The organism is Pseudomonas sp. FP597, assembly GCF_030687435.1.
Lineage (GTDB): Bacteria > Pseudomonadota > Gammaproteobacteria > Pseudomonadales > Pseudomonadaceae > Aquipseudomonas > Aquipseudomonas lactucae.
On sequence record NZ_CP117432.1, the window covers coordinates 3,733,336 to 3,754,468 of the forward strand.

General features: G+C 61.4%; 18 protein-coding genes and 1 pseudogene. 9 read left to right on the plus strand and 10 right to left on the minus strand.

Features of this window, described 5'->3' with window-relative positions:
• Nucleotides 1–2: 2 nt before the first annotated feature.
• The 7 genes from PSH66_RS17000 (at nt 3) to PSH66_RS17030 (ending at nt 10,063) form a co-directional block, all read left to right on the plus strand.
• Complete coding sequence (locus PSH66_RS17000; RefSeq protein ID WP_305427281.1) at nt 3–1,577, plus strand: ABC transporter ATP-binding protein; 1,575 nt, start codon at nt 3–5, stop codon at nt 1,575–1,577.
• Nucleotides 1,574–2,974 (plus strand): sigma-54-dependent Fis family transcriptional regulator, encoded by a 1,401-nt coding sequence (locus tag PSH66_RS17005; protein ID WP_305427282.1) that lies wholly within the window; start codon nt 1,574–1,576, stop codon nt 2,972–2,974. Before PSH66_RS17000 ends, PSH66_RS17005 begins: the two co-directional genes overlap by 4 nt.
• A gap of 282 nt (nt 2,975–3,256) precedes the next feature.
• Nucleotides 3,257–4,648, plus strand: coding sequence for a GntP family permease (locus PSH66_RS17010; protein ID WP_305427283.1), 1,392 nt, complete (start codon nt 3,257–3,259; stop codon nt 4,646–4,648).
• 7 nt (nt 4,649–4,655) lie between these two features.
• Nucleotides 4,656–5,429, plus strand: coding sequence for a 3-hydroxybutyrate dehydrogenase (locus tag PSH66_RS17015; RefSeq protein ID WP_078824972.1), 774 nt, complete (start codon nt 4,656–4,658; stop codon nt 5,427–5,429).
• Between the two features lie 59 nt (nt 5,430–5,488).
• On the plus strand, nt 5,489–7,441 hold the full coding sequence (locus PSH66_RS17020; protein ID WP_141064001.1) for an acetoacetate--CoA ligase: 1,953 nt from the start codon (nt 5,489–5,491) through the stop codon (nt 7,439–7,441).
• A gap of 140 nt (nt 7,442–7,581) precedes the next feature.
• Nucleotides 7,582–9,756, plus strand: a complete 2,175-nt coding sequence (locus PSH66_RS17025; RefSeq protein WP_003174396.1) for an ATP-binding protein — start codon at nt 7,582–7,584, stop codon at nt 9,754–9,756.
• Between the two features lie 31 nt (nt 9,757–9,787).
• Nucleotides 9,788–10,063 (plus strand): peptidylprolyl isomerase, encoded by a 276-nt coding sequence (locus PSH66_RS17030; protein ID WP_003174397.1) that lies wholly within the window; start codon nt 9,788–9,790, stop codon nt 10,061–10,063.
• Between the two features lie 37 nt (nt 10,064–10,100).
• On the opposite strand, the gene PSH66_RS17035 is transcribed toward PSH66_RS17030, so the two are convergent.
• From PSH66_RS17035 to PSH66_RS17070, 8 genes are all read right to left on the minus strand, one after another.
• Nucleotides 10,101–11,006 (minus strand): sugar kinase, encoded by a 906-nt coding sequence (locus PSH66_RS17035; RefSeq protein WP_305427284.1) that lies wholly within the window; start codon nt 11,004–11,006, stop codon nt 10,101–10,103.
• 45 nt (nt 11,007–11,051) lie between these two features.
• Nucleotides 11,052–12,260 (minus strand): amino acid deaminase, encoded by a 1,209-nt coding sequence (locus tag PSH66_RS17040; protein ID WP_305427285.1) that lies wholly within the window; start codon nt 12,258–12,260, stop codon nt 11,052–11,054.
• 10 nt (nt 12,261–12,270) lie between these two features.
• Complete coding sequence (locus PSH66_RS17045) at nt 12,271–13,035, minus strand: IclR family transcriptional regulator (RefSeq protein WP_042944833.1); 765 nt, start codon at nt 13,033–13,035, stop codon at nt 12,271–12,273.
• 105 nt (nt 13,036–13,140) lie between these two features.
• A complete protein-coding gene (locus PSH66_RS17050; RefSeq protein WP_010210958.1) occupies nt 13,141–13,530 on the minus strand; it encodes a RidA family protein in 390 nt (129 codons plus the stop codon).
• A 16-nt stretch (nt 13,531–13,546) separates the two neighbouring features.
• The gene (locus tag PSH66_RS17055) at nt 13,547–14,329 is read right to left on the minus strand and encodes an amino acid ABC transporter ATP-binding protein (RefSeq protein ID WP_003174403.1); all 783 of its coding nucleotides are present in this window, start codon (nt 14,327–14,329) and stop codon (nt 13,547–13,549) included.
• A complete protein-coding gene (locus PSH66_RS17060; protein WP_003174404.1) occupies nt 14,326–14,988 on the minus strand; it encodes an amino acid ABC transporter permease in 663 nt (220 codons plus the stop codon). The genes PSH66_RS17055 and PSH66_RS17060 overlap by 4 nt, the downstream gene beginning before the upstream one ends.
• Nucleotides 14,989–15,000: 12 nt before the next feature.
• Nucleotides 15,001–15,663: an amino acid ABC transporter permease gene (locus PSH66_RS17065; protein ID WP_003174405.1), complete on the minus strand. Its 663-nt coding sequence runs from the start codon at nt 15,661–15,663 to the stop codon at nt 15,001–15,003.
• A 52-nt stretch (nt 15,664–15,715) separates the two neighbouring features.
• On the minus strand, nt 15,716–16,564 hold the full coding sequence (locus tag PSH66_RS17070; RefSeq protein ID WP_003174406.1) for a transporter substrate-binding domain-containing protein: 849 nt from the start codon (nt 16,562–16,564) through the stop codon (nt 15,716–15,718).
• 403 nt (nt 16,565–16,967) lie between these two features.
• Here PSH66_RS17070 and PSH66_RS17075 point away from each other — a divergent pair.
• Nucleotides 16,968–17,117, plus strand: a pseudogene (locus PSH66_RS17075) (thioredoxin); the annotation flags it as partial.
• Between the two features lie 85 nt (nt 17,118–17,202).
• Here PSH66_RS17075 and PSH66_RS17080 read toward each other — a convergent pair.
• Complete coding sequence (locus tag PSH66_RS17080) at nt 17,203–18,771, minus strand: TerC family protein (protein WP_305427286.1); 1,569 nt, start codon at nt 18,769–18,771, stop codon at nt 17,203–17,205.
• 406 nt (nt 18,772–19,177) lie between these two features.
• Entirely contained in the window at nt 19,178–20,206 is a 1,029-nt protein-coding gene (gene sohB / locus PSH66_RS17085; protein WP_305427287.1) for a protease SohB, read from the minus strand.
• Between the two features lie 194 nt (nt 20,207–20,400).
• Here sohB and PSH66_RS17090 point away from each other — a divergent pair, with 194 nt between their 5' ends.
• Complete coding sequence (locus PSH66_RS17090) at nt 20,401–21,111, plus strand: histidine phosphatase family protein (protein ID WP_305427288.1); 711 nt, start codon at nt 20,401–20,403, stop codon at nt 21,109–21,111.
• Nucleotides 21,112–21,133: the final 22 nt, after the last annotated feature.

The window sequence follows — 21,133 nt, forward strand, 5'->3', positions numbered from 1 at the left end:
CTATGAACCTGATCGAAATACGTGACCTCAATGTCGCTTTCAGCGGCCAGACCGTGGTGCGCAACCTGTGCCTGGACGTGCGCCCCGGCGAATGCCTGGCGCTGGTGGGCGAATCGGGCTCGGGCAAATCGGTGACCGCCCATTCGATCCTGCAACTGCTGCCCGAGGCCGGCACCGAAACCACCGGTTCCATCACGTATCGCGGCCAGGCGTTGATCGGCGCATCCACCGCCACGCTGCAAAAGCTGCGCGGCAACCGTATTGCGATGATCTTCCAGGAGCCGATGACCTCCCTCAACCCGCTGCACAGCATCGAAAAACAGATCGGCGAAACCCTGCTGCTGCACAAAGGCCTGGGCGGCAAGGCGGCGCAGGCGCGTATCCTCGAACTGCTTGAACTGGTGGGTATCCTGAAACCCCAGGAACGCCTCAAGGCCTATCCGCACCAACTGTCCGGCGGCCAACGCCAGCGGGTGATGATCGCCATGGCCCTGGCCTGCGAACCGGAACTGCTGATCGCCGACGAGCCCACCACCGCGCTGGATGTGACCGTGCAGCGCAAGATCCTGCTGCTGCTCAAGTCGCTGCAACAACGCCTGGGCATGTCGCTGCTGCTGATCAGCCATGACCTCAACCTGGTGCGCAGCATTGCCCAGCGCGTGTGCGTGATGCGCGCCGGCGAAATCGTCGAGCAGGCCGAGTGCGAAACCTTGTTCACCGCGCCGCAACACCCCTACAGCCGCCTGTTGCTGGACGCCGAACCTTCCGGCGATGTGTTGTGCAGTGACCCGCGCGAGACGGTACTGGAAGTGAACGGCCTGAGCGTCCAATTCCCACTCGGCGGCGGACTGTTTCGGCGCAAGACTTATTTGCACGCCGTGGACGGCATCAGCCTCAGCGTGCAGCGCGGCAAGACCCTGGGGATTGTCGGCGAGTCCGGTTCAGGCAAGTCCACCCTCGGCCAGGCGATCCTGCGTTTACTCGACTCCACCGGCAGCATCCGCTTCCAGGGTGAAGCCCTCGACCCGCTCAACCACCAACAGATGCGTCCGTGGCGCAAGCAGATGCAGGTGGTGTTCCAAGACCCTTATGGCAGCCTCAGCCCGCGCATGTCGGTGCAGCAGATCATCAGCGAAGGCCTGGAAGTGCATGCGCCGTGCAGCCTGGCCGACCGCGACGCCCAGGTGATCCAGGTGCTCAAGGATGTAGGTCTGGACCCTGCCAGTCGCCATCGCTACCCCCATGAATTTTCCGGAGGCCAGCGCCAGCGCATCGCCATCGCTCGCGCGCTGGTACTCAAACCGGCGCTGATGCTGCTGGATGAGCCGACCTCAGCGCTGGACCGCACAGTACAGAAACAGGTGGTCGCGCTGTTGCGTGAACTGCAGGAAAAATACGGCCTGACCTACTTGTTCATCAGCCATGACCTGGCGGTGGTGCGTGCCATGGCGCACGACATGATCGTGATCAAGGATGGCAAGGTGGTAGAGCGCGGCGCGAGCCAGCAAGTGTTTGAGGCCCCACAGCATCCGTACACCAAGGAGTTGCTGGCTGCCGCGGGTGGACTGTCGACATGAACACGCGCCTGACGGACTACCAACACGTTCGGGGCCTGGCCATCCAGTCGCTGTTCGAGATCATCGAGCAGTCCAGCGAAGGCACGGTGATCGTCGACCGTGACGCGAATATCGTGTGGATGAACGAGCGCTACGCCAAGCGCTTCGGCCTCAAAAGCGCCGAAGAGGCCATCGGCCAACCGTGCGAACAGGTGATCTCCAATAGCCTGTTACGCCAGGTGGTGCGCAACGACCGGCCGATTTTGCTGGATATCCAGGACACGCCCAAAGGCCCGTTGGTGGTGATGCGCCTGCCGATCCACGACGATGCCGGCGGGGTGATCGGGGCGATTGGTTTTGCGCTGTTCGACGAACTGCGCAACCTGTCGCCATTGATCGAACGCTACCTGAGCATGCAGCAGGAACTGGCTTCGACCCGCTCGCTGCTGCGTTCACGCCAGAGCAAGTACAACTTCGCGCACTTTATCGGCACCAGCGCCGCCAGCCTGGAAGTCAAACGCCGGGCGCGACGCAGTGCGAGTGCCGAATCGCCGGTCTTGCTGCTGGGGGAAACCGGCACCGGCAAAGAGCTGCTAGCCCAGGCCATCCACGGTGCTTCCACGCGAGCGCACAAGGCGTTTGTCAGTATCAACAGCGCCGCCATCCCGGCAGACCTGCTGGAAGCCGAGTTCTTCGGCACGGCGCCCGGTGCGTTTACCGGCGCCGACCGCAAGGGCCGCCCCGGCAAGTTCCAGATCGCTCAGGGCGGCACGCTGTTCCTCGATGAAATCGGCGATATGCCCCTCGCCCTGCAAAGCAAACTGCTGCGGGTGTTGCAGGAAAAGGAATTCGAACCGGTGGGTTCCAACGAGATGCTGCACAGCGATGTGCGGGTGATCGCGGCCACGTCCATGGACCTGGAAGCAGCGATCAAGCGCGGCGAGTTTCGCGCGGATCTGTATTACCGGCTCAACGTGCTGCCGATTCAGGTGCCGCCGCTGCGGGAGCGGCTGGAGGATATTCCGGCGTTGAGCGAGGCGATCCTGGAAGAACTGCGCAGCCGGCATGAACTGGACCGCGAGGCCCTGGCGCTGTTGGCGCAGCATGCATGGCCGGGGAATATTCGTGAGTTGCGCAATGTGTTGGAGCGTGCGGCGTTGTTGACCGATGACCTGGTGCTGGATGCCGCGCAGATTCGCGCCGCGATTGGCACATTTACCCCGGTTGAGCGCAGTGAAGTGATGTCGATCGCGGGTGAAACCTTCGGTGCGGCGCGGGAGCGGTTTGATCGGCAGATCATTGGCGCGACGCTCAGGGACTGTGAGGGGAATGTGGTGGAGGCTGCCAGGCGATTGGGGCTTGGAAGATCGACCCTTTACAAAAAAATGGTTGCATTGGGTATCAGCGAATCTCAATAAAGAGACTAAATTCTCCATAAAAAGACAAACCCTGTGGGAGGCGGTTTGCTCCCGATAGCAGTGTGACAGTCGCTGTATTAGTTGACTGATTCCACCGCTATCGGGAGCAAGCCCCCTCCCACAGTGATTTTTGCACGTCTCAAAAAAGAGATAGCCGTAAAAAACGCTTAACCAAAACCAATAAATACTCTTATATATCAATAAGTTGCATAAGTGGCATAGATCTCGCTTTAGCTTCCAAAGCTTTACCCCACAACAATAACAATTCGATGGAGACACACCATGAGTGTGATCATTGCCCTGGCCGCGCTCGCGCTGCTGATGCTGGCTGCCTACCGTGGCTATAGCGTTATCCTGTTCGCCCCCATCGCCGCCCTCGGCGCTGTGCTGCTCACCGACCCGTCCGCCGTCGCCCCTGCCTTTACCGGGGTGTTCATGGAGAAAATGGTCGGCTTCATCAAGCTGTATTTCCCAGTGTTCCTGCTCGGTGCGGTGTTCGGCAAATTGATCGAGCTGTCAGGCTTTTCGCGCTCGATCGTCGCGGCCGCGATCCGCTTGCTTGGCACGCGCCAGGCGATGCTGGTGATCGTGCTGGTCTGTGCCCTGCTCACCTACGGCGGCGTGTCGTTGTTTGTGGTGGTGTTTGCGGTGTACCCGTTCGCGGCGGAGATGTTCCGTCAGAGCAATATCCCCAAGCGTCTGATCCCGGCGACCATCGCCCTCGGTGCGTTTTCGTTCACCATGGATGCCCTGCCCGGCACGCCGCAGATCCAAAACATCATCCCCAGCACCTTCTTCAATACCACCGCCTGGGCGGCGCCATGGCTGGGCTTGATCGGCACGATTTTCGTGTTCTGCGCCGGCATGCTCTACCTGTCGCGCCAGCGCAACAAGGCGCAGCGCGCCGGTGAAGGTTACGGCACCGAGCTGCGCAACGAGCCGGAAACCGCCGAGAACCTGAGCCTGCCCAACCCATGGGTCGCGCTGTCACCGCTGATCCTGGTGGGTGTGATGAACCTGCTGTTCACCCACTGGATCCCGCTGTGGTACGGCAAGACCCACAGCCTCAGCCTGGCCGGCATGAGCACTCCGGTGACCACCGAGATCGCCAAGCTCACCGCGATATGGGCGGTGCAGGCGGCGTTGCTGGTGGGGATTATCGTGGTGCTGGTGTGCGGTTTTTCGGCGATCAAAAGCAAGCTGGCCGAAGGCAGTAAAAGTGCGGTCAGCGGTGCGCTGCTGGCGGCGATGAACACCGCCTCGGAATACGGCTTTGGCGCGGTGATCGCCTCGCTGCCGGGCTTTCTGGTGCTGGCGGACTGGCTCAAGGGCATTCCCAACCCGTTGGTCAACGAAGCGATTACCGTGACCTTGCTGGCGGGTATCACCGGTTCCGCTTCGGGCGGCATGAGCATCGCCCTGGCGGCCATGTCCGAGAGCTTTATTTCGGCGGCCCACGCGGCCAATATCCCCCTTGAAGTGCTGCACCGGGTCGCGGCCATGGCCAGCGGCGGCATGGACACCCTGCCCCACAACGGCGCGGTGATCACGTTGCTGGCGGTCACCGGGCTGACCCATCGCGAAGCCTACAAGGACATTTTCGGCATCACGATCATCAAGACCCTCGCGGTGTTCGTGGTGATCGGTACTTTCTACGCCACCGGCATTGTGTGAGGTTTGTATGACGACATTGAACGGCAAGACCGCGCTGGTCACCGGCTCCACCAGCGGCATCGGCCTGGGGATCGCTCTCAGCCTGGCCAAGGCCGGTGCCAACCTGATTCTTAACGGCTTCGGCGACGCCAGTGCAGTGATCGCCCAGGTGCAGGCGTTTGGCGGCAAGGTCGGGCATCACCCGGCGGACGTCAGCGACCCGGCGCAGATCGCCGACATGCTCGCCTACGCCGAACGTGAGTTCGGCGGTGTGGACATCCTGGTCAATAACGCCGGGATCCAGCACGTGGCGGCGGTGGAAGATTTCCCGGCCGAGCGCTGGGACCAGATCATCGCGATCAACCTGTCGTCGGTATTCCACAGCACACGCTTGAGCCTGCCGGGCATGAAGGCCAAAGGCTGGGGGCGTATCGTCAATATTGCCTCGGTGCATGGCCAGGTCGGCTCGGTGGGCAAGGCGGCGTATGTGGCGGCCAAGCACGGCGTGATCGGCCTGACCAAAGTGGTGGGGCTGGAGACGGCCACCAGCAACGTGACCTGCAACGCGATCTGCCCGGGCTGGGTACTGACACCGCTGGTACAGAAACAGATCGATGACCGCATCGCCACGGGCGTGGCCCCGCAACAGGCGCAGCATGATTTACTGGCCGAGAAGCAGCCGTCGCTGGAGTTCGTGACGCCGCCGCAATTGGGTGAGTTGGTGTTGTTCTTGTGCAGTGAGGCCGGCGCCCAGGTGCGTGGTGCGGCGTGGAATATCGATGGTGGTTGGCTGGCCCAATAACCCAGACATTTGATATGTGTTGGCTGTTAGATTCATACAAAGAACAAGAGACTTCACTTATGTCCGACATCCTCTGGCAGCCCTCCCCGGAACGCATCGCCAACACCCGAATGGACCAGTTCCGGCGCTTCATCAATGACCGCCACAACGTGCAGCTCAATGACTACCCCACCCTGCACCAATGGAGCATCGACCAGCGTCCCGACTTTTGGCGCGCCATCGTAGCGTTCTTCGACGTACAGTTTCGCAGCCCGCCCAGCGCGGTGCTGCTCGAAGACGTCGAGATGCCCAGCGCGCAGTGGTTTCCCGGTGCGACACTGAACTTCGCCGAACACCTGCTGCGCCGTCGCGACGATCACCCCGCAGTGGTCGCCATCAGCGAAGACGGCCAGCGCGAGCAACTGACTTACGCCGAACTGGCCGCCCATGTCGCCGGCCTGCAAAAAAGCCTGCGCGCAGCCGGTGTCACCCAGGGCGACCGCGTGGCGGCGTGCATGCCCAATACCTGGCAAACCTTGGTAGGCATGCTCGCCACTACCAGCCTGGGGGCGATCTGGTCGTGTTCCTCGCCGGACTTCGGCACCCAGGGCGTAATCGACCGTTTCGGCCAGATCGAGCCCAAGGTGCTGATCACCTGTGCCGGCTATCGCTACGCCGGTAAAACCATCGACCAGAGCGCCAAGCTCAATCAAATCCTCGACCGGCTGCCGTCCCTGCGGCAATTGATCGTGGTGCCCTATGCGCGCCCCCAGGCGCGGGTCGAGGACTACCGCACCCAGGCGAACGTCGCGCTGTGGCATGACTTTTACCAACCCGACGGCGAGCCGGAATTTGTCGCGGTGCCGTTCGACCATCCGCTGTACATCCTCTACTCCAGCGGCACCACCGGCGTGCCCAAGTGCATCATCCATGGCACCGGTGGTGTGTTGCTCACGCACCTCAAGGAACACGGCCTGCACGCCGACCTGTCGCACGAGGACTGCCTGTTCTACTACACCACCTGTGGCTGGATGATGTGGAACTGGCTGGTGTCGGTGCTGGCGATCGGCGCCACGGCGGTGTTGTATGACGGTTCGCCGTTTCACCCTGGCCCTGAGCGTTTGATCGACCTGATCGATGCCGAACGGATCAGCGTGTTCGGCACCAGCCCCAAGTTCCTCGCCACCTTGGAAAAAGCCGGGCTGCAACCGCGCCTGAGCCATGATTTGAGCAGCTTGAAGACGCTGATTTCCACCGGTTCACCGCTGTCGCCGCAGAGCTACGACTACGTGTACCGCGAGATCAAGGGGGAGCTGTGTCTGTCGTCGATGTCCGGCGGCACCGATATCGTCTCCTGTTTTGTGATCGGCAACCCGGTGCTGCCGGTACGGCGCGGCGAGATGCAGTGCAAAAGCCTGGCGATGGCCATCGAAGTGTGGGACGACCAGGGCCACCCCTTGATCGGTGAAAAAGGCGAACTGGTGTGCACCCGGCACTTCCCGGCCATGCCCATTGGTTTGTGGAACGACCCGGATCGAAACAAGCTGCGCGCCTCCTATTTCAGCCAGTTTCCCGGCGTCTGGTCCCAGGGCGACTACGCCGAGCAACGCCCCAACGGCAGCCTGTTGATCCACGGACGTTCCGACGCGGTGCTCAACCCCGGCGGCGTGCGCATCGGCACGGCGGAGATCTACCGCCAGGTGGAAAAAGTCCCCCAGGTGCTGGAAAGCCTGGCCATCGGCCAGCGCTGGCAGGACGACGTGCGTGTAGTGCTGTTTGTGCGCCTCGATGACGGTATCGCGCTGGATGATGCACTGGAACAGCAGATCCGCCAGGTGATCCGCGCCAACACCACCCCGCGCCATGTGCCGGCCAAGATCCTCGCCGTCACGGATATCCCACGCACCCTCAGCGGCAAGATCGTCGAGTTGGCGGTGCGCAACGTGGTGCACGGAGAACCGGTGAAGAACACCGACGCCCTGGCCAACCCGCACGCGCTGGAGGAGTTTCGCAACCGGCCCGAACTGGCGTAAAGATGAAAGGTTTCAGCCCAAACGCACACCGTTGAAGACAAACCCCCAATGCATGCTATTTTTTGGGGGTAGTCACCCTTTCCCGGCTCACGGGATAATGGGTGTTGTCATTTTTCAAAGCGTTACGCTCAGGGCTTTTTATGAAGGAAACATCCACCGGTAGCGAAGCCGCTGCGTTGATTGCACGGCTGGACTGGGCACAAAGCCCGCTCGGTGAGGCCAATGACTGGCCGCAAAGCCTGCGCACAGCCATTAACATCGTCATCGATTCGCCGATGCCGATGCTCCTGCTGTGGGGCAGCCAACTCACCCAACTCTACAACGATGGCTTCGCCTTGCTGGCGGGCAACAAACACCCCGAGGCCATGGGCCAGCCGGCGCACCAGACATGGCCGGAGCTGGAGAGCTTCACCGCGCCGATCTACGCTGCCGTGTTCGGCGGCGAAACGCGCACCTTCAGCGAGCAGCGCTTTGTGCTGCAGCGCGATCATCGCGACACCGAGATCTGGCTCGACCTGACCTACAGCCCGGTCCGCGATGAAAGCGGCGATGTGGCCGGCATCCTGGTCACCGCCATCGAAACCAACGAACGGCGCAGCAAAGCGCTTGAGTTGCAGCAACGTTCCGAAGACAGCCTCAAGGCCCAGCACGACACCGAACAACGCCTGCAACTTGCACTGGCGGCGACCGACGCGGTGGGCACCTGGGACTGGGATATCGGCGAAGACCGCTTTATTGCCGATGCCCACTTTGCGTATCTGCATGGCGTCGACCCCAGCGATGCGAGCCTGCTGCCCATCAGCGACTACCTGCACGGCGTCCACCCCGAAGACCGTGGCTCGGTGGCGCGCAGCATCAAGCATTGCATCACCCACGGTACCGAATACGCCGAGGAATACCGCCTGCTACAGGCCGATGGCCAAGTGCGCTGGGTGTTTGCCCGGGGCCGCTGCTACAAGGATCGCCACGGTCGCCCGGCGCGATTCCTGGGCGCCGCGCTGGACCTCACCGAGCGCAAGAACATCGAGCAGGCCTTGCGCAACCTCAACGAAAACCTCGAAGAACGCGTGGCCCAGCGCACCCAGGCGCTGGCCGAAGCCAACCAACGCCTGCAAAACGAAATGTTCGAACGCGAGCGCGCCGAAGACGCACTGCGCCATGCGCAAAAGATGGAGGCGGTGGGCCAGCTCACCGGCGGCATCGCCCACGACTTCAACAACATGCTCACCGGGATTATCGGCAGCCTGGACCTGATGCAGCGCTATATCGCTGCCGGGCGCAGCGAGGAAATCGGCCGCTTTACCGATGCCGCCGTGTCTTCGGCCCATCGCGCCGCCGCCCTCACCCACCGCCTGCTGGCGTTCTCGCGCCGCCAGTCGCTGGACCTGCGTCCGCTCGATCCGAACCAACTGGTGGCATCCCTCGAAGACCTGTTCCAGCGCACCAAAGGCGCGCATATCCACCTCAAGGTGCAACTGGGCCAGGATATCTGGCCGGTCAACACCGATGCCAGCCAACTGGAAAACGCCCTGCTCAACCTGGTGATCAACGCGCGCGATGCCATGCCGGATGGCGGCGAACTGCTGATCGAAACCGCCAACAGTTATTTGGACGGCACCGATATCACCACGCTCGAGCCGGTCAAGGCCGGTGACTACGTCATGCTTGGCGTGCGCGACAACGGCAGCGGCATGGCACCTAAAATCCTTGCCAAGGCGTTCGACCCGTTCTTTACCACCAAACCCATCGGCCAGGGCACCGGCCTGGGGCTGTCGATGATCTACGGCTTTGCCCAGCAGTCCGGCGGCCACGTAACCATCCAGAGCGAACCGGGCCAGGGCACATGCGTGCGCCTGTACCTGCCGCGCCTGCACGGCACCGCGCTGGAGAGCAACCTGCCCGCCAGCCTCGGCGAAGCGCCGGTGGCCTTGGCCGGTGAATCCGTGGTGGTGGTCGAGGACGACCCGGCGGTGCGCATGCTGGTGGTCAATGTGCTCGATGAACTGGGCTACACCGCACACCAGGCGGCGGACTCGCGCACCGCATTGCCGCTGCTGGAGTCGGACCTGCGGGTGGACTTGCTGGTGACCGATGTGGGCCTGCCGGGGATGAATGGCCGGCAACTGGCGGAAATCGCCCGCCAGCATCGTCCGGATCTCAAGGTGTTGTTCATGACCGGTTACGCCGAAACGGCCGCCGAGCGCCAAGGCTTCCTGGAGGCTGGCATGGACATGGTGGCCAAACCGTTTTCGATTGACCTGCTGGCCACTAAAATCCGCAGCATGATCAACGCCGATGATCCAGTTCAGGCATAATCGCGCGCCGTCGCACACCTGGTAGAGCCTTATGAAAGCCCAAGCCCGTCATATTCTGGTGAAAACCAGCGAAGAAGCCGAACAGCTCAAGCAGCGCATCGCCAAGGGTGAAGCCTTCGATGTGCTGGCCAAGAAGTATTCCACCTGCCCGTCCGGCAAGCGCGGTGGAGACTTGGGTGAAGTTCGGCCTGGGCAGATGGTCGGGGCGATCGATGCGGTGATTTTCAAGAAACCGGTGAAAGTGGTGCATGGGCCGATCAAGAGCAAGTTCGGGTATCACCTGGTGCAGGTGTTTTACCGGGATTGACGATTCGACTTGCTCCCGATCCGCTGTAAGCGGCCATTCACCTCGGTATCAAGGCCCCCGGCACCTGAATCACCCGACTCGCCAACCGATGCCCCGCCAACGCCGCCTCTTCAGGCGAACCGCCCTTGAGCCGGCTGGCCAGGTACGCCGCACTGAACGAATCCCCCGCCGCCGTGGTGTCCACCACCTTCTCCACCTTCAGTGCCGGCACTGCACAGTGCTCGCCGTTGCAACGGATCAGGCATGCATCCGCGCCACGCTTGAGCACCACTTCGGCAATCGCCGGGTACGCGGCAAACACCTGCTCACTGTCGGCATAACCAAACAGCGCCTGCTCGTCGTCCTCGGTCAGCAAGGCGATATCCACCTCGGCCAACACCTGGCGATAGGCCGCGCGCGCGGCCTCGATGCTGGCCCAGAGGCGTGGCCGGTAGTTATTGTCGAACACCACCCTGGCACCACGCCGACGGGCTTCGATCAGCGCGCGCAGTAAGCGCTCACGCCCGACTTCCCCCAGTACCGCCAGGGTAATGCCGCTGAAATACACCAGGTCATACGCTGGCAACGCCGTCAGAATCGGTTCGGCCGCCGGCGTGGTGAAGCAGTCGCGCACGGCGGCCTCGTTGCGCCAGTAGAGGAATTTACGTTCGCCGTCGGCATCGGTCTGGATGCAGTACAAGCCCGGCAAGCGCCCAGGCAAACGCTGGACCCTGCTCAGCCCCAGGCCTTCGTCGGCCCACTGCTGGCACATGGCGTCGCTGAAACTGTCATCGCCCAGCGCGGTGACGTAGTCGACGCTGCCGCTATCGCCCAACTCACGACGCAGATACACCGCCGTGTTCAGGGTGTCGCCACCGAAGCTTTGCTGCAGGCTGCCGTCGGCGCGGTGTTGCAGTTCGATCATGCATTCGCCGATCAGGGCGATGCGGGGTGGAGTGTTCATGGCTTGTGATCTCCGGTGTGGCTGATGGCCTCTTCGCGACTCGGTCTAGAAGCAGGTATGCAGGGTTTCGATCACGCGCAACTCTGAATCCACCAGGCACCCGACCTGCCACTTATCGAACGTCAGGCACGGGTGGGAAGTACCGAAGGAAATGATGTCGCCGATGCGCAGTTCAACCCCTGGCGCCACGACCATGAACGCGTGCTGGTCCATCACCGCCGTGACGGTGCAGGCGCTGACATCATCGCCTTCGGCCGGCACAATGCCCGCCTTGTAACGCTTGAGCGGCACCGGCAAGCCCGCGTCGTAGGCCACGTCGCGCTTGCCCAGTGCGATCACCGCAAACCCAGGCTCAGGCAACGATTGCACGTGAGCCCAGACTTCCAGCGCCGGGCGCAGGCCTTCGTTGAGATCACTGCGTCGATCAAGCACGCAGCATTGCGCGTCTTTGTAGATGCCGTGGTCGTGGGCCACATAGCTGCCGGGGCGCAGCACGCTGAGGAAGCGGCCGGCGGCGTTCTGCTGCTCAAAGGACTCGGCGATCAGGTCATACCAGGCCGACCCCGACGCGGTGATGATCGGCTTGGGCAAGTCGAAAGAACCGCTGTTTTGCAGGTCCACCGCCAAACGCACCAGGCTCGCGGCGAAGTCGCGGATGCCGCTGATAGCGTGCTCGCCATGGATCACGCCTTCATAACCCTCGATGCCGGTGAGGGCCAGGGCCGGCTGCGCCTTGATGGCCTTGGCCAGGTCGCGCACTTGCTGTTCGCTGCGGCAACCGCAACGGCCACCGACCACACCGTATTCGATCATCACGTTCAGGCGCAGGCCGCGGGCGGCGAAGAACAGGCCCAGGTCGGCGACATTGTCCGGGTGGTCGACCATGCAATGGAAGTCGAAATCCTTGTCCGCCAACAGGTCGGCGATCAACGCCATGTTCGGCGCGCCCACCAGTTGGTTGGCCATCAACACCCGGCGTACGCCACCGGCGTAGGCGGCACGGGTCTGCACCGCGTTGGCCAGGGTGATGCCCCAGGCGCCCGCCTCGAGCTGACGCTGGAACAGTGCCGGCATCATGCTGGTCTTGCCATGGGGCGCGAGTTCGGCGCCGCTGCTGCTGACAAAATCCTGCATCCAACGGATGTTGTGCTCCAGGGCCTCTCGATGCAGCACCAGGGCCGGCAGGCTGACGTCACGGACCAGGTGGGCACCGACGGCGGCGGCGCCTTTTTCAACAGCGTTGAGGGCAGACATGGAAAAACTCCTATTCGTTAATGCGACGGGCCAGGTGGTTGGCGCTTTCGATCAATACCCGGCGATAGTCGTTGTAATTTTTGATAGCGTCGGCCCGTGGCGCGACGATGCACAGGGTGGCGATGCTGACGCCCTGCGCGTCGCGCACCGGGGCGGCAAAGCAGTGGGTGAAGGTGTCGGCCACGCTGTCGAAGGAGAAGAACCCTTCGAGGGTAGCCTGACGGATTTGCGCCAGGAACGTCTCCAGCGCCAAGCGCTGGCCGTCCGGCAGGATGAAATCCTCGGGGTCGATCAGGTCGACGATCTGCTGGTCGCTCAAGTGCCCCAGCAACAGGCGCCCGGAGGCTGTCCAGGGGATCGGCGCGTTTTCGCCGATGTCCGAAGAAATACGGAAATGCCGCTCGCCTTCGCGCATCAGCGCCACGGTGTATTTGCGTCCGTTGAGCAGGCACATCTGCGCGGTTTCGTGGGTCTGGCTGACGATCTCCTGCAAGGCGTGGTCGGCCTCGCGGGTCAGGTCGAAGTGACGCAAGTGCGCCTGGCCGAGAAAGTACAGCTGACGGCCCAAGTACACGTGGCCGTCCTTGCCCACGGTTTCCAGGATGCGCCGCTCCAGCAGCGAGGCGACCAATTCGTAGACGGTGGACTTGGGGCTGCCGATGCCACTGGCAATATCATTCGGACGCAGGGGCTGGCCGATCTCCTTGAGAAAATCGAGGATATCGAATGCACGGTCCAGGCCTTTGGCGCGGCGTTTGATGGTGTCTTCGGTCATGACAGTTTTCGGTCCGGTAAAAGGGTTGTGCTGCACAGTGAACCCTGTGGGAGGGGAAAGCCCCTCCCACATTTGAGCTTCAGTGGGCTTCAAGAGTGGGGCAATTTAGCCCTTTTTCTTGTAGGCCACGCAATCGATCTCCACCTTGCAATCAACCATCATATTGGCCTGCACACAGGCCCGCGCCGGAGCGTGTTCCGGAGTGAAGTATTCACCGAACACCTTGTTGAAACTCCAGAAATCCCGCGGGTCTTCCAACCACACGCCCACGCGGACCACGTCCTTGAGTTCGTAGCCGGCTTCTTCGAGGATCGCTACCACATTGCGCATAGTCTGCCGGGTTTGCTCAATGATGCCGCCGGTGATGATTTCACCGTCCACTGCTGGCACCTGGCCCGAGACGTAGAGCCAGCCGTCCGCTTCCACCGCGCGGGCGAAAGGACGCGGCTGGCCACCGCCAGCGGTGCTGCCGGCGCCGTAACGAGTAATGCTCATAAACTTTGCTCCCTGATTAAAAACGAATGTTCTTCAAAAATTCCGCCAGGCGCGGCGACTGCGGTCGTTCGAATATATCCTTCGACGAGCCCTGCTCTTCAATTCGCCCCTGGTTCATGAATACGATCTGGTCCGAGACTTCATAGGCAAAACGCATTTCGTGGGTGACCAGCAACATGGTCATGCCCTCCTCCGCCAGGCCCTTGATCACACTGAGCACCTCGCCTACCAATTCCGGATCGAGGGCCGAGGTGACTTCGTCGAACAGCATCAGGCTGGGGTTCATCGCAATGGCGCGGGCAATCGCCACACGCTGTTGCTGACCACCGGACAACTGGCCGGGGAAGTGGTTGCGACGCTCCAGCAACCCTACACGGTCCAGCCATTTTTCCGCCAACGCCACGGCCTCGTCCTTGCCCATTTTCTTGACCTTGAGCAGGCCCAGGGTGACGTTTTGCAACGCGGTCAGATGCGGGAACAGGTTGAACTGCTGGAACGCCATGCCGGTCATCGCACGGTGCTGGGCAATCACCCGCTCCGGGTGGCGCACGCGCTTGCCGCCGACGTCGCTATAGCCGATGGACTCGCCGTCCAGGGTGATCTGGCCGCCCTGGAATTCTTCCAACAGGTTGACGCAACGCAACAGCGTGGTCTTGCCCGAGCCGCTGGAGCCGATCAAGGTCACGACGTTGCCGCGCTGCATGGACAGGTCGACGCCTTTGAGCACTTCGACTTCGCCGTATTGTTTACGCAAACCGCGAATGTTCAACAGCGGCTCGATGGTTTGAGCTTGGTTCATGGCAAGGCCACCCGCTTTTCAATGTAGCGCCCGAATAACTCGATGGCGTAGTTGATGACAAAGAACATAAAGCCCGCGAACAGGTAGAACTCCAGGGTCATGAACGTGCGTGCGATGACTTGCTGGGTGCTCAGCAGCAACTCGGCCACGCCGATCACCGAGAGCAGGGTCGAGGCCTTGACGATTTCCGTGGAGGAATTGACCCAGGTCGGCAGGATCTGGCGCAGCGCCTGGGGTAACAGCACGTAGGCCAGGGACTGCGGGAACGTCAGGCCGATCGCCTTGCCCGCTTCGAGCTGCCCACGGGGAATGGCTTGCAGCGCGCCGCGCACGATTTCCGAGACGTGGGAGCCGCAAAACAACGTCAGCCCGACCGCACCGGCCTGGAACGCGGTGATCTGCCAACCAAGCGCCGGCAGCATGTAGAAACACGCCAGCACCAGCACGAACACCGGCGTACCCCGGATCAAATCCACATACAACCGAAACGGCGCACGCATCCAGAATGTGCCGTAGGTCAGCACCAGCCCGGCAAAAATACCAATCAGGGTGCCGAAGACAATCGCCAGCGCCGAGCAATAGATGCTGGTCTGAAACCCCGCCCAGAGGGTGTCCCGGGCGATCCACAATTCATGCAGCCAACTGGGGGACTCGTACATGCAAACCCTCCTTTAACGACGGATCGCCAGACGCTGTTCCAGGTAACGGAGCAGCATGGCAATGAGGTAACAGGCCGCCACGTAGAGCGCGGTCGTGACCAGCCAGGTTTCGATCACCCGGTAGCTTTCAACGTTGATCTTGCGGGCGTAATACGTCAGTTCAGGTACCGCGATGGCAGCGGCCAGCGAGGTGTCCTTGAACAGTGAGATAAAGTTGTTCGACAGCGCGGGCAGCACGTTGCGCAGCATCACCGGCACGGTGATATAGGCGCGGATACGCCACTCGCCAAGGCCAATCGCCAGGCCGGCTTCACGCAGGCCCTTGGGAATATTCAACAGCCCGGCGCGAAACACTTCGGTCAGGTAGGCACCGGCGTAAAGCGACAGGGTGATGATGAACGAGGGGATCTTGTCCAGCCGGATGCCCAGGCTCGGCAAGGCGAAATAGATCAACAGGATCAGCACCAGGATCGGCGTATTGCGCACCACCGTCACATACACCGAGGCAAAGACACGCAAGGCGCGGTGCCTGGACAGCATGGCAAAGGCCATCAGCAGGCCGATCACGCAACCGATGGCGATCGACAGCACAGCCAGTTGCAGGCCCAGGCCGAGCCCCGCCAGCAAGGTGTCGAAATCGCGCCACACGGCGGCAAAGTTCAACTGATAATTCATGGTCAGCAGTACCTGGATGGGGCGCCTTGACGGGCGCCCCGGTTATTCCGAATTACTTGAATTCAACAGGGAAACCAATCGCCGGCTCCGGCAGATCGACGCCGAACCATTGTTTGAAAGACGCCTTGTAGGTGGGGAATTCCACGCCGGTCATGGCTTCATGCAGGGCGGTATTGACGAAGTTCAGCCAGTCCTGGTCGCCACGTTTGACAGCACACGCATAGGTTTGCGGGCTCCAGGCGTAGGCCGGGCTGCGGTAGCGGCCGGGGTTCTGCACCATCAGGTATTTGACCGAGGACTGGTCGGTGGCGGCGGCATCGGCGCGACCGGAGTTCACGGCCTGGTACATCAGGTCGACGCTGTCGTACTGGTCGACCTTGGCCTTTGGCAGGGCCTGGTGCACCAGTTCTTCGGCATACACGTTCTGCAGCACGGCCACAGTCACGCCATCACCCGCCGCCTGCAGGTCTTCGATCTCTTTGTACTTGCTGTTGTTCGGCAGCAGAAGGCCCACGCCTTCGCGGTAGTACGGCAGGGTAAACGCCACTTGCTGCGCACGGCTGGCGGTGACGGTGATGAACTGGCAACTCATGTCGACCTTATCGGTCAGCAGGTTGGGAATACGTGCGTCGGACGACTGCACCACAAACTCGACTTTGGACGGGTCATTGAACAACCCCTTGGCCACGATGCGACCGATGTCGATATCGAACCCTTGCAACTTGCCATCCGCTCCCTGGAAGTGCCACGGCGCATTGGTACTGCCTGTACCCACCACCAGGTGCCCACGCTTGAGCACGCTGTCGAGCTTGCTGTCCGCCGCCTGCGCGGTGCCTGCGAGGGAAGCCGATGCGGCGAAGAGAAAAACACACGCTTTGAACACGGAAGGTCGGTGATGCATGGCAAGCACTCCAGGGGTTGTGTATTCCGCTATACCGGAACTTGGTATGTAACAACGGAATAGACAGCAGAAAGTGTGCCATACGCTTCAATGGAAACCTATGCCCAATAAAAAACGTTAGTAATCAGTTGGATAAATCAGCGTAGGAAAAGCGTCGGCGCACCTGCGGCTGCAATCAAATGCTACCCGGGGCCCCACGCGGCGGTGACAGCGCCATTGCAGTGCGTCACCGCCCTGTTACCGCGCACCTGTCAAGGTTGACAGTAGACGGCAGCATTCCCTGGACCTAGCGTTGGCAAACCTCTTCGCTGCTCAAGGGAAGCTCATCATGGGAATTGCGACTGCGACCATTGCCAATGCCGAGGACTACCGACGCGCACTGAACACATCGCAGCCGGTGTTCATGCTATTTATTTCGCACCACTGCCCGGCGTGCGGCTCCTCCACTCCCCTGTTCGAGCGAATCGCGCGCGAGCACCCATCAGTCGTCAGCCTGGTGCTCAATTGCGCCGAGACGCCGAGGCACCCGAACGTTACAGGCACCCCGACATTGCTGATTTTCCTGAATGGCACCTTGATGGAGACCTTCAAGGGTTTCGGCCCTGAGGCTGAACAGGCTCAGGTGCTGACAGATATTTTCAAACGTTATGTTGACCGCAAGGCTGCAACACCACCTGCTTCACCCGCCGCTCCTCCACCGCAGCCACCGTCAAGCGCCAGCCCGCATGTTCCAGGCTATCGCCCACCGCGGGCAGGCGATCCAGCAGACTCATTACCAAACCGGCCAGGGTCTGGTAATCCTCGGTCGCGACAGCCTTGAAGCCGGTACGCCGACGCACCTGGTCAAGGTTCAAAGCACCGTTGGCACGGAAGCCACCGCCCTCCTCGACGATATCCGGCCCTTCGATTTCGCTGGCATCCGGTAATTCACCGGCGATGGATTCAAGAATGTCGGTCATGCTCAACACGCCCATGAAGTCGCCAAATTCGTTGATCACGAAGGCGATGTGGGTCGACTCCTGGCGCATCTGCTCCAGGGCATTAAGGATCGAGAAACTCTCCAGCAGGTTGATCGCCCGACGTGCCAGGTGCGCAAGGTTCGGCTCGCTGCCGGCCAGGTATTCCTTGAGCAGCTCCTTCTTGTGCACGAAGCCTAGAGGCTCATCCACCGCGCCATTGCGGATCAACGGCAGGCGCGAGTAGGACGAGTGCATCAGTTTCAGGCGGATCGTGTCGGGAGCGTCCGCCAGGTCGATAAAGTCGACCTTGGCCCGTGGCGTCATCAACGTGCGGATCGGCCGTTCGGCCAGTTGCAGCACGCCGCTGATCATCACCCGTTCGCGGCGGTCGAACAGCGGACCCTGCGCGGCATCCGGTTCGCCCAGCAAGTCGGCGACCTCTTCACCCACCTCATCCACCGCCAGGCTGCGGCCGCCGAGCAAGCGCATCACCGCGTGGGCGGTACGCTCGCGCACCGGCAACACACCCTGCGCCGACTTCCTGCGGCGGGCGCGGGCGATCTGGTTGAACACCTCGATCAGGATCGAGAAACCAATGGCCGCGTACAGGTAGCCCTTGGGAATATGAAAGCCCAGGCCTTCGGCGGTCAGGGCAAACCCGATCATCATCAAGAAGCCCAGGCACAACATGATCACCGTCGGGTGGGCGTTGACGAAGCGCGTCAGTGGCTTGCTGGCGACGATCATCAGGCCGATGGAGATAATCACCGCGATCATCATCACCGCCAGCTCATCCACCATGCCCACGGCAGTGATGACCGCGTCCAGCGAGAACACCGCATCGAGCACCACGATCTGCGCCACGATCGGCCAGAACATCGCGTAAGCCACATTGCCCGTACGCTGGGCCACATGGCCTTCCAGGCGTTCGTGCAGCTCCATGGTGGCCTTGAACAGCAGGAACACACCGCCAAACAGCATGATCAGGTCACGGCCGGAAAAGCGCTTGTCGAACACTTCGAACAGCGGCTGGGTGAGGGTTACCAACCAGGAAATACTCGCCAGCAGTCCCAGGCGCATCAGCAGCGCCAGGGACAAACCGATCAACCGGGCGCGGTCACGCTGCTGCGGCGGCAGCTTGTCCGCCAGGATCGCGATAAACACCAGGTTGTCGATACCCAGCACCAGTTCCAGCACAATCAAGGTCAACAAGCCGAGCCAGGCCGTTGGATCCGCTAACCATTCCATTTATAGAGTCTCTGTATTCGAAATATTCAGAATGTCGGGCACGGCAAGGCGCGGTCATGGGACCGGAGCAAGGTGAGTCGACAGAATACAGGGTGCTTGAGCGGGAACAGCGACAGCGGATGTCTTGGGGAAAGACGACTGGGGGGCTCCGAGAGGGTGTTCATGCAAATCCTGCGATTAAGAAAGGACTTGAATCGTACAGCCGAAAAGCAAAGTTCCTACAACGCAGAACTATTACAAAATCTGTATGCCACGGTCACCCGCTTGATTGGTGTCGGGTGGGGAGCGCTCCGCTGCAAAAAGCGGGAGTCTGCTGCGCAGACGGCGGGAGCAAGCTCCCTCGCCACGGCAATCCCCCTCACCAGAGCAAGCTCCCACAAGAAATCATCTGCACATTCAGAATCAGTTACCAGAAGCGCTGCTGGGTCAACCGGCTCCACCAAGTCAGCAACACGCGGTCCACCGAGCCACTGGCGGCCAGGCCCACGCGTTCCTGCAGGCTTTTACGCTCGGCATAGTGCAGGTGGAACACCTCGGCGGTCTTGGCCTTGGTGGCCAGGTATTCGTCACTGGTTTGCAGTTCGTCGACCAATTGTTTGTCGAGCGCTGCAACACCCAGCCACACTTCCCCGGTCGCGACCTCATCAATCGCCAGTTGCGGGCGATAGCGCGAGACGAAGTTCTTGAACAACTGATGGGTGATGTCCAGGTCTTCCTGAAACTTCTCGCGGCCCTTTTCAGTGTTTTCGCCAAACACCGTGAGGGTGCGCTTGTACTCGCCGGCGGTCAGCACTTCAAAGTCGATGTCGTGCTTTTTCAGCAGGCGGTTCACGTTGGGCAACTGCGCCACCACACCGATGGAGCCCAGGATGGCGAACGGTGCGCTGATGATCTTCTCGCCGATGCACGCCATCATGTAGCCGCCGCTGGCCGCGACCTTGTCGATGCACACGGTCAACGGCACGCCCGCCTGGCGGATACGCGCCAGTTGCGACGATGCCAGGCCATAGCTGTGCACCATGCCGCCGCCGCTTTCCAGGCGCAGCACCACTTCATCCTTGGGCGTGGCCAGGCTCAATAGCGCGGTGATTTCATGACGCAGGCTCTCGGTGGCCGACGCCTTGATATCGCCATCGAAATCCAGCACAAACACCCGCGGCTTGGCCTCGGGCTGCTTTTTCTTGCTGTTTTGCTTTTCGGTCTTGCTTTCGGATTTACGCAGGGCCTTGAGCTGATCCTTGTCGAGCAGGGTCGATTCGAGGCGCTCACGCAGGCCTTTGTAGAAATCATTGAGCTTGCTGACCTGCAATTGGCCGGCGGATTTGCGACGGCCTTTGCTGCGCAATGCCGCGAAGCTGATCAATACCACCAGAATAGCGATCACCAGGGTGACGGTCTTCGCCAGAAAGCTCGCGTATTCGGCCAGAAAATCCATGTTGCTCCTTACAAGTGCAGTGCGCCAGGCGCGGATTGCCCCAGCATACCGACGGCCAGGCGTTCGAGCCAGTGATCAAACCGCCAGCAATCCAGCGTTCCAACAGTCTTTTAAAACAAGCGTATGTTTTTTCATTGACAGCTCCCTGGCATCCTCATAACCTCGCCAGACTTCAACGTACCGGGAAAACGGACGTGGGCAGCATCTATCTGATTCGACATGGCCAGGCCTCCTTCGGTGCAGACGACTATGACGTCCTGTCACCCATTGGCGTGGAGCAAGCCCAAGTACTCGGCCGTCATCTGGCCGACATGGGCCTGGTATTCGACCGCTGCGTGGCCGGCGACCTGCGCCGCCAGCAGCACACCGCCAGCGCCGCCTTCGATCAATACAGCGCCCTTGGCCTGCCGGTTCCGCTGCTGGAAACCGACAGCGCCTTCAACGAGTTCGACGCCGACGCGATCATTCGCGCCCTGCTCCCCGACCTGCTTACCACCGAACCCGACGCCCTGGATATCCTGCGCAATGCCGCGCAAAACCGCAGTGAATTCCAGCGCATCTTCGCCCTGATCATCGACCGCTGGCTGGCCGGTACCTACGACCCGCCGGGGTTGGAAAGCTGGCTGGGGTTTGTCGAGCGCGTCCAGAGCGGTCTGCAACGCCTGCTGGAAACGGCGCACAACACGCAGAAGATCGCCGTGTTCACCTCCGGCGGTACCATTACCGCCCTGCTCCACCTGATTACCCGAATGCCTGCCGCCCAGGCCTTTGAACTTAACTGGCAAATTGTTAACACCTCGCTCAACCAGCTGAAATTCCGCGGTCGCGAGGTGGCACTGGCTTCCTTCAACAGCCACACCCACTTGCAACTGTTGAAGGCGCCGCAGCTCATCACTTTCCGGTGAACTGCGGCCAACCGTGACCCCA

Excerpts from the sequence above, each read along its gene's own strand:
- PSH66_RS17060 (WP_003174404.1), bottom strand. The coding sequence starts at position 14,988 with ATGTACGAGTCCCCCAGTTGGCTGCATGAATTGTGGATCGCCCGGGAC.
- PSH66_RS17070 (WP_003174406.1), bottom strand. The coding sequence starts at position 16,564 with ATGCATCACCGACCTTCCGTGTTCAAAGCGTGTGTTTTTCTCTTCGCC.
- PSH66_RS17065 (WP_003174405.1), bottom strand. The coding sequence starts at position 15,663 with ATGAATTATCAGTTGAACTTTGCCGCCGTGTGGCGCGATTTCGACACC.
- sohB (WP_305427287.1), bottom strand. The coding sequence starts at position 20,206 with ATGGATTTTCTGGCCGAATACGCGAGCTTTCTGGCGAAGACCGTCACC.
- PSH66_RS17040 (WP_305427285.1), bottom strand. The coding sequence starts at position 12,260 with ATGTCTGCCCTCAACGCTGTTGAAAAAGGCGCCGCCGCCGTCGGTGCC.
- PSH66_RS17055 (WP_003174403.1), bottom strand. The coding sequence starts at position 14,329 with ATGAACCAAGCTCAAACCATCGAGCCGCTGTTGAACATTCGCGGTTTG.
- PSH66_RS17045 (WP_042944833.1), bottom strand. The coding sequence starts at position 13,035 with ATGACCGAAGACACCATCAAACGCCGCGCCAAAGGCCTGGACCGTGCA.
- PSH66_RS17025 (WP_003174396.1), top strand. The coding sequence starts at position 7,582 with ATGAAGGAAACATCCACCGGTAGCGAAGCCGCTGCGTTGATTGCACGG.
- PSH66_RS17005 (WP_305427282.1), top strand. The coding sequence starts at position 1,574 with ATGAACACGCGCCTGACGGACTACCAACACGTTCGGGGCCTGGCCATC.
- PSH66_RS17030 (WP_003174397.1), top strand. The coding sequence starts at position 9,788 with ATGAAAGCCCAAGCCCGTCATATTCTGGTGAAAACCAGCGAAGAAGCC.
- PSH66_RS17000 (WP_305427281.1), top strand. The coding sequence starts at position 3 with ATGAACCTGATCGAAATACGTGACCTCAATGTCGCTTTCAGCGGCCAG.
- PSH66_RS17080 (WP_305427286.1), bottom strand. The coding sequence starts at position 18,771 with ATGGAATGGTTAGCGGATCCAACGGCCTGGCTCGGCTTGTTGACCTTG.
- PSH66_RS17010 (WP_305427283.1), top strand. The coding sequence starts at position 3,257 with ATGAGTGTGATCATTGCCCTGGCCGCGCTCGCGCTGCTGATGCTGGCT.
- PSH66_RS17035 (WP_305427284.1), bottom strand. The coding sequence starts at position 11,006 with ATGAACACTCCACCCCGCATCGCCCTGATCGGCGAATGCATGATCGAA.
- PSH66_RS17015 (WP_078824972.1), top strand. The coding sequence starts at position 4,656 with ATGACGACATTGAACGGCAAGACCGCGCTGGTCACCGGCTCCACCAGC.
- PSH66_RS17020 (WP_141064001.1), top strand. The coding sequence starts at position 5,489 with ATGTCCGACATCCTCTGGCAGCCCTCCCCGGAACGCATCGCCAACACC.
- PSH66_RS17050 (WP_010210958.1), bottom strand. The coding sequence starts at position 13,530 with ATGAGCATTACTCGTTACGGCGCCGGCAGCACCGCTGGCGGTGGCCAG.